The 16,317-nt window shown below is 55.2% G+C and carries 16 protein-coding genes; 10 read left to right on the top strand and 6 right to left on the bottom strand.

Annotation, left to right across the window (positions count from 1 at the left end):
• The first annotated feature begins 62 nt into the window (after positions 1 to 62).
• Positions 63 to 623, top strand: coding sequence for a tetratricopeptide repeat protein (locus tag IQ265_RS14580; RefSeq protein WP_194054854.1), 561 nt, complete (start codon positions 63 to 65; stop codon positions 621 to 623).
• 40 nt (positions 624 to 663) lie between these two features.
• Here the strand turns inward: IQ265_RS14580 and IQ265_RS14575 are convergent, their stop codons facing one another.
• Positions 664 to 819 (bottom strand): hypothetical protein, encoded by a 156-nt coding sequence (locus IQ265_RS14575; protein WP_194054852.1) that lies wholly within the window; start codon positions 817 to 819, stop codon positions 664 to 666.
• A gap of 108 nt (positions 820 to 927) precedes the next feature.
• Between IQ265_RS14575 and lgt the strand changes: the two genes are divergently transcribed.
• Positions 928 to 1,788, top strand: coding sequence for a prolipoprotein diacylglyceryl transferase (lgt, locus tag IQ265_RS14570; protein WP_228037910.1), 861 nt, complete (start codon positions 928 to 930; stop codon positions 1,786 to 1,788).
• 403 nt (positions 1,789 to 2,191) lie between these two features.
• Here the strand turns inward: lgt and IQ265_RS14565 are convergent, their stop codons facing one another.
• From IQ265_RS14565 to IQ265_RS14550, 4 genes are all read right to left on the bottom strand, one after another.
• Complete coding sequence (locus IQ265_RS14565) at positions 2,192 to 2,917, bottom strand: TVP38/TMEM64 family protein (protein WP_194054850.1); 726 nt, start codon at positions 2,915 to 2,917, stop codon at positions 2,192 to 2,194.
• 910 nt (positions 2,918 to 3,827) lie between these two features.
• Positions 3,828 to 4,361, bottom strand: a complete 534-nt coding sequence (locus tag IQ265_RS14560; protein ID WP_194054848.1) for a hypothetical protein — start codon at positions 4,359 to 4,361, stop codon at positions 3,828 to 3,830.
• A gap of 613 nt (positions 4,362 to 4,974) precedes the next feature.
• Positions 4,975 to 5,388, bottom strand: a complete 414-nt coding sequence (locus IQ265_RS14555) for a hypothetical protein (protein WP_194054846.1) — start codon at positions 5,386 to 5,388, stop codon at positions 4,975 to 4,977.
• A 100-nt stretch (positions 5,389 to 5,488) separates the two neighbouring features.
• Complete coding sequence (locus IQ265_RS14550) at positions 5,489 to 6,349, bottom strand: glycine zipper domain-containing protein (RefSeq protein ID WP_194054845.1); 861 nt, start codon at positions 6,347 to 6,349, stop codon at positions 5,489 to 5,491.
• Between the two features lie 1,020 nt (positions 6,350 to 7,369).
• On the opposite strand from IQ265_RS14550, the gene IQ265_RS14545 reads away from it, so the two are divergent.
• A complete protein-coding gene (locus IQ265_RS14545) occupies positions 7,370 to 8,416 on the top strand; it encodes a hemerythrin domain-containing protein (protein ID WP_194054843.1) in 1,047 nt (348 codons plus the stop codon).
• Positions 8,417 to 8,637: 221 nt separating this feature from the next.
• Complete coding sequence (locus IQ265_RS14540; RefSeq protein WP_194054841.1) at positions 8,638 to 9,153, top strand: MAPEG family protein; 516 nt, start codon at positions 8,638 to 8,640, stop codon at positions 9,151 to 9,153.
• Positions 9,154 to 9,175: 22 nt separating this feature from the next.
• On the opposite strand, the gene dinB is transcribed toward IQ265_RS14540, so the two are convergent.
• Positions 9,176 to 10,243 (bottom strand): DNA polymerase IV, encoded by a 1,068-nt coding sequence (gene dinB, locus IQ265_RS14535; RefSeq protein WP_194054839.1) that lies wholly within the window; start codon positions 10,241 to 10,243, stop codon positions 9,176 to 9,178.
• Positions 10,244 to 10,357: 114 nt separating this feature from the next.
• Between dinB and IQ265_RS14530 the strand changes: the two genes are divergently transcribed.
• From IQ265_RS14530 to IQ265_RS14505, 6 genes are all read left to right on the top strand, one after another.
• A complete protein-coding gene (locus IQ265_RS14530; protein WP_194054829.1) occupies positions 10,358 to 10,867 on the top strand; it encodes an Hsp20 family protein in 510 nt (169 codons plus the stop codon).
• 100 nt (positions 10,868 to 10,967) lie between these two features.
• A complete protein-coding gene (locus tag IQ265_RS14525; protein WP_194054827.1) occupies positions 10,968 to 11,330 on the top strand; it encodes an antibiotic biosynthesis monooxygenase in 363 nt (120 codons plus the stop codon).
• A 531-nt stretch (positions 11,331 to 11,861) separates the two neighbouring features.
• Positions 11,862 to 12,383, top strand: a complete 522-nt coding sequence (locus IQ265_RS14520) for a M23 family metallopeptidase (protein WP_228037950.1) — start codon at positions 11,862 to 11,864, stop codon at positions 12,381 to 12,383.
• A gap of 6 nt (positions 12,384 to 12,389) precedes the next feature.
• A complete protein-coding gene (locus tag IQ265_RS14515; protein WP_194054823.1) occupies positions 12,390 to 14,552 on the top strand; it encodes a pentapeptide repeat-containing protein in 2,163 nt (720 codons plus the stop codon).
• Between the two features lie 167 nt (positions 14,553 to 14,719).
• Positions 14,720 to 15,316, top strand: coding sequence for a 5-formyltetrahydrofolate cyclo-ligase (locus IQ265_RS14510; RefSeq protein WP_194054822.1), 597 nt, complete (start codon positions 14,720 to 14,722; stop codon positions 15,314 to 15,316).
• 229 nt (positions 15,317 to 15,545) lie between these two features.
• Positions 15,546 to 16,175, top strand: a complete 630-nt coding sequence (locus tag IQ265_RS14505) for a CatB-related O-acetyltransferase (RefSeq protein ID WP_194054820.1) — start codon at positions 15,546 to 15,548, stop codon at positions 16,173 to 16,175.
• Positions 16,176 to 16,317 lie beyond the last annotated feature (142 nt).

Here is a 16,317-nt window from a genome sequence, read left to right as displayed (position 1 = left end):
ATACGGGCTAATTACCGTTAGCTACCAAATCAATCGCTTTCTCACACAAGAAGGATAAACCCATGGAAACCTGTGTGCGCAATCGTCAAATTTTACCCACTGGCCCTCGCCCCACGTCGCTGGCTTCAGGTCGGCCTGCTGACGACTTTGAACGTCTGCGCCACGGCGAGATGGGCAAGCTTTATCTAGAGCAGGGCTGCTACCAGGAGGCCCTAGCGCAGTTTGAGCAGGCCCTGGCCCTTGACCCCCATCAGGCCGAAAGCTGGTGCAGCCGTGCCGATGCCCTGAGCTGTTTGGGTCGTTACGAAGATGCCCTGCAAAGTATTGAGCAGGCCCAGGCCCTGGCTGGGTTGGCCAATGCTCGTCTGTGGGTACAAAAGGCGGTGCTGCTGATTCTGCTCAACCAGCCCAGGCTGGCGCTGACCTGCTGTAACCAGGCCCTCTGGCGATCGCCCAGCCACACCCAGGCCTGGCTATTTCGAGGGGTGGCCCTGCACGCATTAGGCAAGTTTCGGGCCGCCTATCGCAGCTACCAGCGGGTGCTGCAGCCCGCTTCGCCCGCCGTTGCCAACTCGGTTCGCAGGCTGTGCCACGACCTGGCGCTAGATCAGCAGGCTAGCTGACGGCGTGCATTCGCTCTGTCTTTTTTTGGGCTAGGTTGGCCTACCCCGACAGTGTTTTGAGGGGCGATCGCCTCGGCGAGGGAGCTGCATCAGGCGGTGTTGGCTGAGGCCCACTGCTGCAACCGGGCGGCGATCGCGCCTTGCCCAGCCGTTGCGCCCCAGGGTTAGGGCCGCTCAGCAGGCGCAATAACGCCAAAGTAGCCAAACTGCATGGCCAGAAGGGTAGCTCAGCGCCATACACTGAACCTAACGACCCTGTGCCAACCGCTGGCGATCGGGTCTGTGCCGTTCCTACATTTCGTTGATGATGCATGTAATTGCCGCCGGAGCTGAGTTTGGCCTCCTTGGGCAGTTGGCTTCCCCTGGACCAATCGCCTTTCAGCTTGGCCCCATTACCATTCGGTGGTACGGGCTGCTGATCACATCCGGGCTGCTGTTGGGCATTACCCTGGCCCAACGGCTGGGCCAGCGGCGCGGTCTAGACCCAGAGCGCATTGGTGACCTGTCCATTTGGCTGGTGCTGGGGGCGCTGCCCGGTGCGCGGCTCTACTACGTGCTGTTTGAGTGGCCGCGCTATGCCGATCGCCCTCTCTCAGCTCTGGCGATTTGGCAGGGGGGCATTGCCATTCACGGGGCCATTTTGGGGGGTGCGATCGCCGCGCTGCTGTTTGCCCGCCGCTACAAAATCCCCTTTTGGCAGCTGGCAGACGTCGTGGCTCCGGCCCTAGTGCTGGGGCAGGCGATCGGGCGCTGGGGCAATTTTTTCAACTCCGAAGCCTTTGGTAGCCCCACATCGCTGCCCTGGCGAGTCTACATTCCTCCGGCCCAGCGTCCGCCGGGGCTTGGCGATGTCGCCTATTACCATCCCACCTTTCTCTACGAGTCGCTGTGGAACCTGGGGGTGCTGGGCCTGGTGCTCTGGCTGTTTTTTTGGGGCCTGCGCCACCCTGGACGGCTGAGGACTGGCACTATCTTTTTAATTTACTTCGCCACCTACAGCCTGGGCCGCTTTTGGATTGAGAGCCTGCGCCTCGACAGCCTAATGCTGGGGCCGCTGAAAATCGCTCAAGTCGTAAGCCTGACGGGCATTACCTTTAGCGTGGTTGGGCTGCTGTGGCTGTACCGGCTGAAGCGCCCCCTGCCGGATGTGGTCAGAGCCGAATAAGCGGCGGGCTAGAGCCCTGGCGGTTGTTATCCGATGGGTAGCCAACGCGGCTCAACAACATTGGGAATGACCAACTATAGCCGTCGTTTCAGAGAAACGGCTATGGCCGTTGTCGTCATTGGCTACCGTGCCAGCGATATGAACGATTAGTACTAGACCCGGCAGTCTAGGTTGCTAGCTGCTAGTACTTGACCAACCTAATTGTGACAGGCTCTAACGGTCTAAGGGTGCAGGGTACAAGGTGTACGGTTCAAGGACTGCCGTGAACCGTACACCTTACACCGTGGCCCCACTGACCTGTCACCTTTGGATTGGCAGACTACTAGTTAAAAAGCTCGGTTCTGGAAGGCTATCAGGCGCGTCATTGACTCAACAAAGCTAACGACTGCGGCAAAGTTGGGGCTTAGCGTCGTCCAGAGGTTTCAGGATCTTTGCTGGGCGTTTCTGCCGAGCACGGAGGAATTAGCGCTCGGCGAACAAAACGGGTGATGTAGAGAGCCGCCCCCAGCGCGAACACCAGGCCCACCCCCTGAAGCGCTACTTTTTGTGCCGTAATTTCGCTGGTGAGCAGGTAGGAGCCAAACGACCCCATATAGGTGTAGAGCGTAATCACGGGCAACATGCCCACCCACGAGAAGAAAACGTATTGCCAGAAGTTGACGTTGGTACAGCTAAAGCCATAGTTCAAAATGCTCGACGGCAGCAGCGGCGAGAGGCGGGTCAGCAACAGCACTTTCCAGCCCTTGCGCTCAACCGCTTGATCAATGCGAGCAAACTGCGGCCGTTTTTGCACCCAGCGACTGATGCGATCGCGGGCCAAGGTGCGCCCAATCAAAAAGCAGCCCACTGCACCCAATATGTCGGCAATTGACGCTACAACCGTACCCTTCAATAGCCCAAACAAAGACCCGGCCACCAGGATTAAAAGAATGTTAGGCAATCCCAAAATAGTGGCAACAAAATATACCAGAATAAAGGCGGGGACTGCCCATATTCCCAGCGTGGCGAGCTTCTCATTAACCACAGTAAACCACTCAGCTAGCGGTAGCTGGCTGCCGACCAAGCTGATTAAAACCCCGACCAAAATTAGCAGCCAAAACCGGCGACTACGTAGCCAGCTAAATGTCATAATCGTTCGTGCGAAATCATTCTTTAGCTAACCAATTAAAACGTGAAGTTCCCTCTCTCTTAATAGTGAAGGTCATTCACGCCAGAGATAGGGCTTCCCCTGCCCAAGCCAACTTTGAGTAGATCTACTTATCTTACTCAGGTAGGTGCTAACGCTGAGGTAGCTGAGACATAGTGACTCGCCGCAGTGCGATCGCGTCAGCCATTAACCCACAGAATAAACCTCAAATTATAGACTGGATCCCCCTAGAACGTTTTGGGGGGTTAATTCAGACGATCGCCCGCTGGCTGCCGCTGCCAAAACCTAGTTGGGTCTCAACCTTGATCCAGTGCTCACTAAAATGTCACATTTACTCCTTAAGATAGATGTGTGGGATAGTTTATTGAGGTAAGGGCCAATTCTATCAGCACCGTTTGCTGAGTAAAGGCGCGATCGCCGTCCCATTCGTCCTAAACCTGCTCCCTAAGCCGCTTTCTCACCATTGCGCCTGCTTCCCTACGGTTAAGCAAGCGTTTGTCCAATAGTATTATCACTTTAGAAAAGTACTGCCATGCGTTATTCATCTAGAGATTCAAGCTATGAGTCTGCCAACTCTATACCTAAACGCTGGCGTTCAAACCTTGACGACAAATCAGAGGTTGATACCGCAGGTGCCTGTCCTGAGCTGGATACGGTTTTTAAGCACAGTTCAATCCATCGCACACCGATTCATTACCCAGAGGGTTCTATATAGGGCCAACCACAGCTTTGCCACCATGCTGGACTACAGCCTGGAGAAAATAACCCGCCTCAATGTGGCCAACGACCCCAGCCTGGAACGCTCAGTTCGCTCTAACCTACGCTAAAAACGATCGCGCCCCCAGTTAGTTCGGAGGCGCGATCGTTTTTAATGATTAAAACCAGGGCTTAATTAGGCGTCTTTAGCCCGACTAAAATCGCTATAAAACAGGCTCAGCAGAGCACCACAGCCCAGCAGTTTAATCGCTTCCAGGCCAAAGTACAGGCCGTGCATGTGATCCATAGCAGGCGGTATGGCGGTGGCGGTAGCAAATGGGTCTAGAGATGCGCCCAGCGCGCCCATAGCTGGGGCGATCGCGTAGGTCAGCACCAGCGTAATGCCCAGCAGCACCACGGCTATTTCGGTTGCCCACCGACTGCGGAAGCCGCTAGCAATGACATCCTGCTCGTGACGAGCCTGACGGGCAACCAGCAACCCGGTAAGAATGACGCCCACGCACAGCAGTTCCAGGCGATTAAACACCCAAAACATGGCGTAGCCAGCCGGGCCGAAGTCGGGCTGGCTCATCATGCCGCCCACAAACAGGCCGGGCATAATGACGAAGTCCATCAGCAGGCTGCTGCTGAACCAGAACATGAGCGCAAACAAAACGGCCCCAACCCAGCGGGTGGGCCTCGCGGCAGTACGGTGAGATAGCGTATTCATTGATGTAGGCCTTGTGAATTATGAATGGTGAACCGCCGTTTAGAACTCTGCTGTCTAGCTGAGTTCCTGATTTATCAATGATTTCAGCCTAGCGAACTTTACTAGCTGCCGATGTGAACTATTCTTTCGGCATCGTTATTTCGGCAGGCTTTTTACATTGGTATACAAAGACGCAACCGTTGCACCATGCGGGTCTAGGGCGATCGCCTGACCGCTGCGATCGCCCTAGACCGTAAAAAACGTAACCTCCTGTTACAGGCAGCAACAGTTCGGATGGCCCAATTAAGTTGTCGAGGTCGTGGTACGACTGCAGCAAAGCAAAGGGGTTGTTCGGCTGAAAAAGCGTTGGGTGGTCTAGAGCACACCCGGGTGACTGTTAGCGTGGCGTCGCCAAAGGCATTAGGAATACGGCTGCGGGCAAGACCAAAAACCCCTCATTTACTGATCTTTGATTCCGTATACGCTTGCAGTTCCCATCGAGTAGTGTTAGCCAGGCGGTAACCTGTCCTTGCTGAACGAATCCTTGCTAAACGAAATAGATGCAATCGATCAGATTGCCTTGCTGAAATAAGATTTGCCCCGGTTTGATTGCTCGCTTCTCCAAATACGTTACCTAAATAAATGCATGACCTGGAGTTGCAAAACCCTTACCAACCTGTAGCGTGAGGGGACATGTGCGTTGCCGTCGCCAAGTTGTTGCCATCTGAAAAGGGATTGCTTGAGCTATCAAAGCTATTAACACCAGCGGAGCATCCTGGTGGATGATAACCATTCTTAGTAGCGAACTTAGGAGCCTAGCGTACATTACTGCACTAATATTAGCGATCGCTCCTGCAACTAATGCTAAAGTTACTTGCTGCGGGCGCAGGCCTGCCTGAAGCGAAGCAGCAAACTGCTTGAGCTGCTCAAGAGTGTTTGATAGAGACGATACTCCTTCGGGAACACCAAATTCAATTACGGGGTATTTGAAGTAGACTTCCGGCGTTCGATCGGCATCGCCGATTTCCTCGAGATATAGGCAATCCATCAAAAAATTACTTTCTTGGCAAGCAATGAACAAATATAAAAATTGGGGAGCACCTCTTCAGGAACTCCCCAACTTTATAAGTCACTAAGCGCTAGAAGAACTAAAGTTTCCCTTGGTTCTCGTGGAGCTTCTGCTCAATCAAAGGATCTTTCCAACCCGCTGGCTTCGTGTTTTTGTTGGAGGAGGGTTCCTCTAGGGACTTCTTGGCCGCTGAAGTTGCGCTGTTGGCAGCATCTCTAGCTTTTTGAGATGTTTGATTGATGGTGTTCTTAACCGTAGGCCTTACATCATCAATTGTTCTTTTGGCAGAGTTTGTGACTCCACGGACATCTGCCTCGTTGATTTTGCCCTGCACAGACTGGCTTACGCCGCGAACGTCTGCCTCGTTAATTTTACCTTGCACAGACTGACTTACGCCACGAACGTCTGCCTCGTCGATTTTGCCTTGCACAGACTGGCTTACGCCGCGAACATCTGCCTCGTCGATTTTGCCTTGAATAGATTGACTGACACCGCGGACATCCGCTTCGTTGATCTTCTGCTTTGCAGACTCAGCCAACCCTTTAACATCGGTTTCGTCAATCTTCGCTTTAACGCTATCAAGGGTATCTTCAACCTGATGGGTAACGTTTTCAGCGGCATCCTTAATTGAACCCGCCGCATTTTCTAGCTGCTGGTCCATGCTTGTAGCGGCTTGATCACCAATGGCTGCACCTGCGATCGCGCCACCTACAGCACCAATGGCTGCACCCATTTTACCGGCGACCATTCTACCAACTGCCGCACCTGCAACACTGCCTCCAGTTGCGCCAACTGCTTTAGCTACGGTATGCCCGCCGCTTTGACTTTTTTCAGACTTCTCGGTCTGCTCAGACTGGGGAGAAGAGAGGTCGGTAGTCTGGATTACGATTTTCTCATCGGGCTTTCCAGATGGATATTGGTTACTGCTTGTACTCGTCATAAAGCAAATTCTCCTGAAAGATAACTTCTTTTTATTTCTGTTTAAAGCGTATCGATTAAGACCAGGCGATGCATCATCTTAAGGGTTAGTTTTTCTAGAACTTGCTCCTGTCAATGGTTATAGGCTCTGCTATCGACTCAGTCTGCTGCTGCCCAAGTAATGTTCAAACGACCATTCACTGACGTTGCTCGTAGCTTCTACCATTGATGCAGTAAGGATCTTGAAGGAATTGGGCAGATCAACCGAAAATCTTGCGAACTAATCAGCTTTCTTAATGGATTTAGGGCTAACTAGGGAAGAGCGGAGGTAGCGATCGCAGCGGTTAGCCAATTACCCTGGGCGATAATGTAAGCTCCTGTCACAGGCAGCCATACTTCAGCAGGCTAACGCTTTGAATTGCTGTGCGCATCGGTCCGCATCTACCTCGGTAGAAAGCAAACCCACAGAGTCCTCCTCGTTGTACTCCTCCCGCATTGACCGAAAATACGAAGCCAGCGCCAGGGAGTGCCAGAATAGGTCTGGCACTGCCCACTTAATACAGACCTAGCTCCCCTCCCTGGGCAGCGATGGGGGATAGATCAGAACCTGTTCCTTTAAGAAACCTCTACCAAAGGAATTAAGGTTTTCTCATCTAAATAACTACTTTTCCTTTTGCATAATAAACCTCGGCTTTACTGGGGCACTTACGGCACTTGCGGGCAACAACTCAGCCTTCAGCCTTTCGGCTATCAGCTTATATCTTTAGCTACCGGAGCAGCGCAGTATTTGAGGAAGTTAGGGGTTTGCGAGTTTGCTTCAGCAAGATACGTTGTGCCTCGGCAAACTCGCTATGCAAAGAGTTATTTTAACTTCTACCCAAAGTTAGATAGACGATGAATGTCCATGCTCTCTAGATTGTAAAAAATCGATGAAGAAAAGTATCTAAAACACCTGCGCTCCGTTATGAGGTGCCTGTGTTCAACTAGATTCTTCCGGCAATAATTTAAGCAAAATCAACCTAACCCAAAGAAGGAGTCAACCATGGTCGCAACGTTAGAAGATACCAAGCGGCTTTTGATCGGCGAAAGACTAGCGGATTTGAAAGCATTTCAGGAGCTTATTATTTCCAATGAGCAAAAGCTCATTAGAGATTGCCCTTACCAAGATATTCGCGATCGCCTTCAGAGCTTTCTAGACGATGACCAGAAAAATCTTGGCATTATTGAAACCGTCACCGTTCAGTACGGTATCCAAGCTGAACCCAGTACTGCCACGAATACCTTTGTTTCGCAGTTCGAGCAGATGATGGAAGACGATGAGTTTTCCTTTTACCAGAAGCTCGTTCACCATGAACTGCTTAAGCACGGTCAATCCATGAGTGGGATTGTGATTCATAAAGCTGCTCAGAAGGTGGGAGCAGATATTGAAGTAGCTATTACGCCGCTGAACACGGTCAACTTTGAGGGTCGTGCCCACCAGGAACAATTGAAGGGGATGCTTGAGCAGGTCGGTGTGCGCGAGATGACTGGCCAGGACGCCGATCAGGGGCTATGGAGCCGGGTACAGGACGCCGTTGCGGCCCTCTCGGGTGTAGCGGGCAGTGTGGTCACCCAAAATACCGACAAACAGGATATGAATATCCAAACTCTAATTCGGTTAGACCACAACAAAGCGAACACCATCTTTACCGAAATTGGAGCCACAGACGATCCTCAAAAACTTCAGGAGTATTTCGGGCAGCTCTACAAAGACTTGCTCGCCCACGCTGAGGCTGAGGAAGCCGTCGTTTACCCCAATATTCGCTCATACTACGGCGACGAAGACACCCAGGAACTATATGATGAGCAAGCCCAGATGAAAAGCTTGCTAGACGAAATAAAAGCGATTCCTTCCACTGAAACCGACAGGTTCAAGTCTAAAGTCAAGCAGGTCATGGAGTTGGTAGGCGACCACATTCGCCAGGAAGAATCTACCATGTTTGCGGCCATCGACAAAAACTGTAGTGATGCCCAGAAAGAGCAGATGTCGACCGACTTCAAAACAGCTAAGAAAAGGCTTCAGCAAGAAATGGCAGCTTCTATGAACTAGCAGAAAGCAGCATTCTGTTGCCAAAGCCCGCTCAATAAGCTTCCGAGGCCTTGCTTTGCCAAGGCCTCGGAAGCTTTAGTCAATGCATTTACTAAATTGAGCGCAAAATAGGTTTGAGTTAACTATCCAAAAGTCACGCAGGGTGATCCATCGCTCATACCGTATTAGCTGGCTTTTGGTTTTGTGATTTAATTTTGGCAACGGCTTTCTAGGTAGCATGTATGGCCAACCTGATTCCTATCTCAACGCTATTTATTGGCTTACACGGCCTAATTGCCCTGGCCCTTTCTTCCCTGGTAGTCATGGAGCGAACCCGTACTCGGCTTTGGCATGGGGAGACTCAGGCAGATATCTCGAATCAGCCAGACTACCTAGAAAAACCTGGAAAATGGGCCACTTTTGTCGAAGACTACGCGCAAAAATTGGTGATTGCTAAGACCAGCGATGATGGCTTGTTGCAGCGTAAAGTACGGGCCTACGGCAATTTTATCGAATTTGTTCCTCTTGCCCTGCTATTCATTCTGGCCCTGGAGTTGATGCAGGTTTCGAGCTGGGTGGTGTGGCTTTTAGGCATTACACTGACCATTGCTCGCATTGCCCATGCCTGGGGGGTAATCAAAACCTATGGGCCATCGCCCGGTCGCGCGGTTGGTTTTTTTCTCACTTGTTTTGTCTACGTAGTCGGTACTGGGACCTGTATTTACGAGGCGGTGCTGGCTCTTTTAAAGCATGGGTAGGTTGACAACGATGGGCTAGTGTCTAGACCTTTAGCGAAAGCTGAACATAGCCGGGTTCCCCAACGGGTTCTAAATTTGAGAGGGTGAGGCCCAGCAGGCGCACGGGCTGGCGATAATCGCAGTGCGCCATCAGCATATCCTTGGCCCAGGGCAACAGAGGCGATTCGGGACCAATGGCCTCAACAAAGGTGCGGCTGCGGGTGATCTGCCGGTAGTTGGCGTACTTGACCTTGAGGGTGAGGGTGTGACCCCGGCGGCGCTGCTCCCGCAGCCGACGGATCACGTCGTTGGCCACCAGCTCTAGGGCCTCGATCATGGCGGCCATGGTGGTTAGGTCGGGGGAAAACGATCGCTCGGCTCCGATCGATTTGCGAATGCGGTTGGGGTTTACGGGGCGATCGTCTTCGCCCTGGGCCACGCGGTAGTAGAAGCGCCCGGCTTTGCCGAAGTGCCGCACCAGGTCGGCCTCGGCCCACTGGCTCAGGTCGGCTCCGGTGGCAATGCCCAGGGCGTGCATTTTGCGGGCGGTAACCTGACCAATACCGTGAAATTTTTCGATCGGCAGAGCGGCGACAAAGGCGGCGGCCTGCTCCGGCAAAATTAGGGTCAGGCCGTCGGGCTTGTTTTGGCCGCTGGCCATTTTGGCTAAAAACTTGTTGACCGACACGCCAGCGGAGGCGGTGAGCTGGGTGGTGGCGAGAATGTCGGCCTTGATGCGGCGGGCGATCGCCAGGGCCGAGGGTTCTGCCAGCGCGTTGACCGTCACATCCAGGTAGGCCTCATCGAGCGACAGCGGCTCGACTAGATCGGTATAGCGATGAAAAATGGCGCGAATTTGCCGCGAGACGTCTTTATAAACGTCAAAGCGGGGTAAAGCAAAGATCAGATCGCGGCAGCGCTGCTGGGCAATGCGGGCAGGCATTGCCGAGTGAATGCCATACTGACGGGCCTCGTAGCTGGCAGCCGCCACCGCCCCCCGCTGCTCGGGCCGACCGCCCACTACCAGCGGCTTGCCCCGGTACTGCGGAAAGTCTCGCTGCTCCACGGAGGCAAAGAACGCATCCATATCGATATGGAGGATTTTTTTCATAGGCGGGTGKSKRYRRGWGRCNGGTTATACCCCACTGGGGCAGGGGGCTTTCCCGACCTGTGAAATGGAGGGCTGACCGCGATGATTATAAGTATAGAAAGCAGGAGTTAGGCTATGGTGACCTGGCAATCATCGTCTCGGCAGTCGTCGTTTCAGTCGCCCATTTGGGGTTTGGGTGCGGCCCAGGCCCAGATGGATGCGATCGCCGCCGCCCTGATGCCGCTTGGGGTTTCACCCTCGGGCCGGGTGCAGGTACCCTCCGTTGAGATTGAAACTACCGCCGACACGCTGGTGGTAACCGCCTTTTTGCCGGGGGTAGACCCACAGGCGGTGCAGGTGCGGGCCACTCAAACATCGCTCATTTTTTCGGGTCAGCGGCAGTCGGGCTACCGTACCTCTTTGCTACAAAACTTTGGCATCAACTACTTTCAGCAGACGGTGCCCCTGCCCGAGCGGGTGATCGATCGCCAGGTGCAGGTGGCCTACCAACAGGGAGCCATTGTCGTCACGCTGCCCAGGGATAAAGGCTGGGGCCAGCGGTTGGTCAGGAACTGGCAGCGCCTGCGGCACTCGCTGGGGCACTCCCTCAAAGCGCTGGGCCAGCGGCTCTTAGAAGATCGGTAACAGAATCTAAAGCCTGGGTAAGAAAAAGTGCTGGTTGTCACCATCTGATCGACACTTAAACGTACGACATTTACGACCAGACCTAGGATTAATTCTGTTTATGAGTGACTTTGACGATTTCTTGCGCCACAAGTACGCCTACGTGGCCATCGGCGAGTTTAAGCCCGGCTGTTTTAGTGAAGCCCGCCAGCTCTACGAAAAAGCGGTATCGACCTACACCGAAGGATTTAAGGGAGCGTACCTGCTGCAGGAACCAGGCAGCGATCGCGGCATTGCCATCATTCTCTGGGACAGCATTGAGAATATGGACGGCCACCAGGACGCCGTCTACCAACAGACTTTGGGCAAAATTGCTCACCTGTTTGAGACTCCGCCGGTAACTGCCTTTTACGAAGTGTGTAGCGAAATTGGGCTGCCCCAGCTTTTGGCCACCGCCACCGCTTCGACCCAGGCTGGCCGCTAATCGGTTGCTCACGTTCCCAGACGACGGTGCCTGACTCGCGCCCTGGGCCACTGCCCAACCCTACAGCCCAACTTTGTAGATAGAACCACCTGCACGGGCCGCATCGGGCGCGGCCTGCACCGTGGTTTTGTGCTTTTACCAAACCGGCGAGAATGCTGGTTTACTATCAGCAGCCGGGCGAACAGAAGTGCTGAAGCCACCTAAGCCAAAAATTTGGCCAAATTTTTGGCTTTCTGCTAGTTCGCGAGCCTTGATGCTCGGTTGATGTTTAAATGCAAAGCCTTTAAAAAAGTCGCTCCAGTTTCTAAAACTGGGATAAGCTAATTGGCGATGTTCGCTGCTCCTACGATCGCCATTTGAACCATGATCGGTCGACTCCGCACTCTGCCCCGGCTATCCTTTGCTGCTCACCTCAAGCCCGCCTGGGTGAAGACGGTAGCCTCTCGTTTAATCAAGCTGATCAAGACCTTGCCCCGACCTCAGGCCCTCCTAGGGCTAGGGGTATCGACGGCTCTAGCGGTGGCGGTATTGATGCCCCGCTCAATGCCCCCGGCCAGCGCCCAAGACCTCACCGCCGCGCTGTGGACAAGGGCCTCCTTCCCGGTCGAGAATTTTCAAACCTATACCTCTCCCTTTGGCTACCGCAGTGACCCCTACAGCGGTAGCTCTCGTTTTCATTATGGGTTAGATTTGGCCGCCCCCAACGGCAGCTACATTCGCAACTGGTGGGCCGGAGAAGTGCTCTGGGTCGAAGGTAGCGGAGCCTGTGGCACCTCTATTGCCATCAAATCGGGCGAATGGACCCACATTTACTGCCACATGCAGGGCCATGTGGAGGGCAGTGGTCACGGCAAAGTCATGGTCGATCGCGACGGTGGCATTCAGCTCAGAGCAGGTCAAACCCTGCCCGCTGGAGCCCGCATTGGTCGCGTGGGCATGACAGGCCGCACCACCGGACCACACCTGCACTGGGGCCTAAAATATCGAGACAATTGGGTTGACCCCGCTCTGGTGCTGCAGGCCATGTATGTTGGCCAGCAGGCGGCGCTGTAAGCGGCGGTGCCCGACTGCTGGCGGCGGTGGATAGCCTGGTTCGGCCTAGTGTTTGTGGTAACGGGGTTTGCGCTGGGGATTGCGATCGCTACCCCTGCCCTGGCCGCTGACAGTCACCCTCCGCTCACCCTCGACGGGCTGCGCCAGCGGCTAGCCGCCCCGGTGCAGCGGGAAGGCAGAGCCGCCATCGACCTACGCTACTACACCATTGATCTGCGCCCCGACAGCCCGCTGACCGACAGCTTCTATCGGCTGCTGAGCAACAGTCTGCAAAGGCCGGCCACCGCTCCTGCCCTAGATCTCAGCTATGCCATTGTGCAGGGCGATCTTGACCTACAGCGGCTGGGCCAGCGCGAACCCCTCTACGGTGAAACGCTCTCGCCGTTGCTGAGTGAGGCGGGCCAGGCGCAGCTCAAGCGCGATCGCCAGCGTTTGCTGCAGCTCAGTCGGCTGTCGCAGTCGCTGCTGATTCAGGGCCAGGGCAGCAGCCAGCAAATTTACTTATTCAAAGCGCCGCTGGTGGCGGTGCAAACTCGCGTTGAGGGGCAGGTGCTGGGGGGCGACACCTTCTTTTTAGGTCGGGTGCTGGCCAGCGGAGCCGTGTTTGAGCAGGGGCTATCGCTGCCGGGGGCGCGCTTTAATCAGCCCGTAAATTTGTCGGGGGCCGACTTTCGCCAACGGGTTCAGGCCAAAGGCAGCCTGTTTTTTGATGCCGCCCGTTTTGATCAGAGCCAGTTTCGGGCCGGGGCCAACTTTCAGGGGGCCGAGTTTAAAGCTGATGTCAACTTTAGCCGGGCGGTGCTGGCGGGCGACCTCAACTTTAGCCGAGTGCAGTGGCAGGGAGTAGCCGACTTTGCCCGCACGGTTTGGCTGGGGTCGGCCTTTTTTGTGCGCAGCTACTTTGCCAAGGCGCTGTTTTTTACCGAGGCCCGCTTTGACGCGCCGCTGGTGCTGCGCCAGGCCCGCTTTGGTGAGCCGATCAACCTGCGCAACGCCATGCTGGGCAGCGAAGTAGATTTTGGCGACGCGTTGTTTCCGCCCTCGGCATACCTGAATGTTGCGGGGCTAGAGTTTAGCCTGGAGCAGACCCAGATTTTGGGCACCCCTGGCAAAATTGGCCGGGTGTTTTCGGTGCCGCAGCTAGCGGGCAACGAAACCCTGCTGCGCAACCTGGAGCGCAATTTTCGCCGCCTGGAGCAAATTAGCGACGCTAACTACATTGCCTATACTGCCGAGCGCCTGCGCCTCAAGGCCTGGCAGCAGCGGCTGTTGGGCACCAACATCAACACCGCCTCGGTGCCAGCCCTGGTGCGAGCTGGCTTTACCGAGACCCAGGCAGCGGCCGTGGTAGAGCAGCGGCAAACTCAAACCTTTATTGGCACTGAGGGGGTGCTGAGCGTGGCGGGGGTTGACCTGGCGGCGTATTTAAAAGTGCGCGATCGCATTTTTGCCCGCGATGCCTACCCAATTACCCAGCGGCTGGCGCTGGGGCTGCGCTGGCTGTGGCTGGGGGGGCTGGTGGTGCTGAGCCGCTACGGCACCAGCTTTGGCCTCACCTTTGGCCTGGGGCTGGTGGCGATTCCCACCTTTGCGCTGATGTTTTGGCTGGTCGATCGCTACCGCCGCCGCCGTGCGCCGCCCATTCTGCCACCGCTGGTCGAGGGGCTATGGCTGGTTGGGGGCTGTAGCCTGCTGCTGGGACTGGGGCTAAATGCCCTGCTGCGCGCCGCCGACTACCCGCTGCTCACCCTGGGGTTTTTGTTTGTGCTGCTGGTGCCGGTGCCAGCAGTGCTGATTGGCCTGGTAATCAAGCGAGGTCGATACCACGACCTGATGGATGAGAGCTACTTTGTCGAAGACGGCAGCATGCGCCAGCTCAGGCTGTTGATCGCGCGGCTGCCGGTGATTCCAAAGTTTCCGTTTTTCCGCGATCGCTACACCTACCTGCTGCTCGATCGCCGCTGGAACTGGCTCAACTATCTCGACTTCAGTCTTAACAACTGGCTTAAATTTGGCTTTAATGACATTCGGTTACGAGACGAGCATGTACCCGGCCTCGTTACCGCGCTGGTGTGGTATCAATGGGGGTTGGGTCTGCTCTACACAGCACTGCTCCTGTGGACGCTCTCGCGCACCATTCCAGGTTTGAATCTCCTGATTTACTTCTAGGGGCTGTCATCAAGATGTCTACTAACTGCCCAAGGATAACGTGTTGCAGCCCCTAGCCTATTTGTGGGGTCGGGCGTGGCAACGCTGATTTCTCAAGATTTTGGGCCAAAATTGATGACACGCCCGAGCGTCGCTGTTGGCTATCCATTGACCGTTTACTTCCCCCCGTGATTCAATCCTCTTCCTCAGAGCTCAACCATCAGGCTAAATCCGATCTGCGCCGCCGCCTCATCAGCGCCCGTCAGAGCATTCCCCCCCAGGTGTGGAAGCAAAAGAGCGATCGCATCTGCGCCCACCTGCTTAACTGGAGCTACTTTCGCCAGTCCCGAGTGATCTTGGCCTATACCAGCTTTCGTCAGGAACCCGACCTCAGCCCCCTGACGGCCCATCACCAGCACTGGGGGCTACCCCGCTGCGCCGATAAAAAACAGCTAACCTGGCACTACTGGTCGACCAACCATCGCTGGCCCCTGCGCAAGGGCTCCTACGGCATTGTCGAACCCCATCCCAGGTCACCCCAGGTCGACCTTTCCTTAGTCGATCTCATCCTCGTTCCTGCCGTCGCCTGCGACGTGCGCGGCTACCGCCTCGGCTACGGCGGCGGCTACTACGATCGCCTGCTCAGCCAGTCGCCCTGGCAAAGCATTCCCACGGTGGGCATTGTGTTTGAGTACGCCCGCCTGCCCAGCCTGCCCAAAGACGTGTGGGATAGACCATTGGCCGGGGTCTGCTCCGAAAGCGGCCTGTTCTTAGGCGAAAAGTAGCTCCCTTTCTCCCTACGGGAGACGCTAGCGCGTTGGCGAAGCCTATCCACAGGACAAACGATTCCGCTCCCTTCGACTCCGCTCCCTTCGACTCCGCTCAGGGACCGGCTGATCGCCTCACCTTCCCCATCCTCTCCCTTTCTCCCTACGGGAGACGCTAGCGCGAACGACTCCGCTCAGGGACCAACCCTCACCTTTCCCAATCTCCCTCACCTACCTCGCCCTCCCCATGTCCCACGGTCCCAGCCCTACCACCCGCTACCCCATTCCCGGTGTCACCCGCACGGCCTTTCTCAACACCCTCATCACCAACCCCAACATCGTCGTCGGCGACTACACCTACTACGACGATTTCGAGAATCCTGAGAACTTTGAGCGCAATGTGCTCTACCACTTTGACTTCATCGGCGACAAGCTGATTATCGGCAAGTTTTGCTCCATTGCCTCCGATGTCAAATTCATTATGAACGGCGGCAACCACCGCACCGACTGGTTTACCAACTACCCCTTTCCTGTGTTTGGCCAGGGCTGGGAGTCAGTCATGCCCAGCGAATGGCCCCACAAGGGCGACACCGCGATCGGCAACGATGTCTGGATTGGCTACGGCGCTACGCTCATGCCCGGCGTACAGGTGGGCGACGGAGCCATTATCGCTGCTCAATCTGTGGTTACCAAAGCTGTGCCTCCCTATGCCGTGGTCGGCGGCAACCCTGCCCAAATCATTCGCTATCGCTTCGACGAGGCCACCATAGAAACCCTACTCACCATTCAGTGGTGGCACTGGGATATTGAGAAAATTACCCGCCATCTGCCCGCCATCTGCGGATCTGACCTCCAGGCCCTGCAAACCGCCACCTGAATCTTATTAGACCTGAGTTCGACAACGAGTGAAGTNGMTNGRAAGARMGKCNTGNAGGGWWASRSTSMARGNTRTWGWRTWSWWMKCRSYKNCMGCCRYRTCWWYSASWCYRRCRSGYYTMGACTTGACCCAAATCTTTTGC

The sequence above is a fragment of the Nodosilinea sp. LEGE 06152 genome, from assembly GCF_015207525.1.
Classification (GTDB): Bacteria; Cyanobacteriota; Cyanobacteriia; order Phormidesmidales; family Phormidesmidaceae; genus Nodosilinea.
This window is presented reverse-complemented; position numbering and strand designations above follow the sequence as displayed.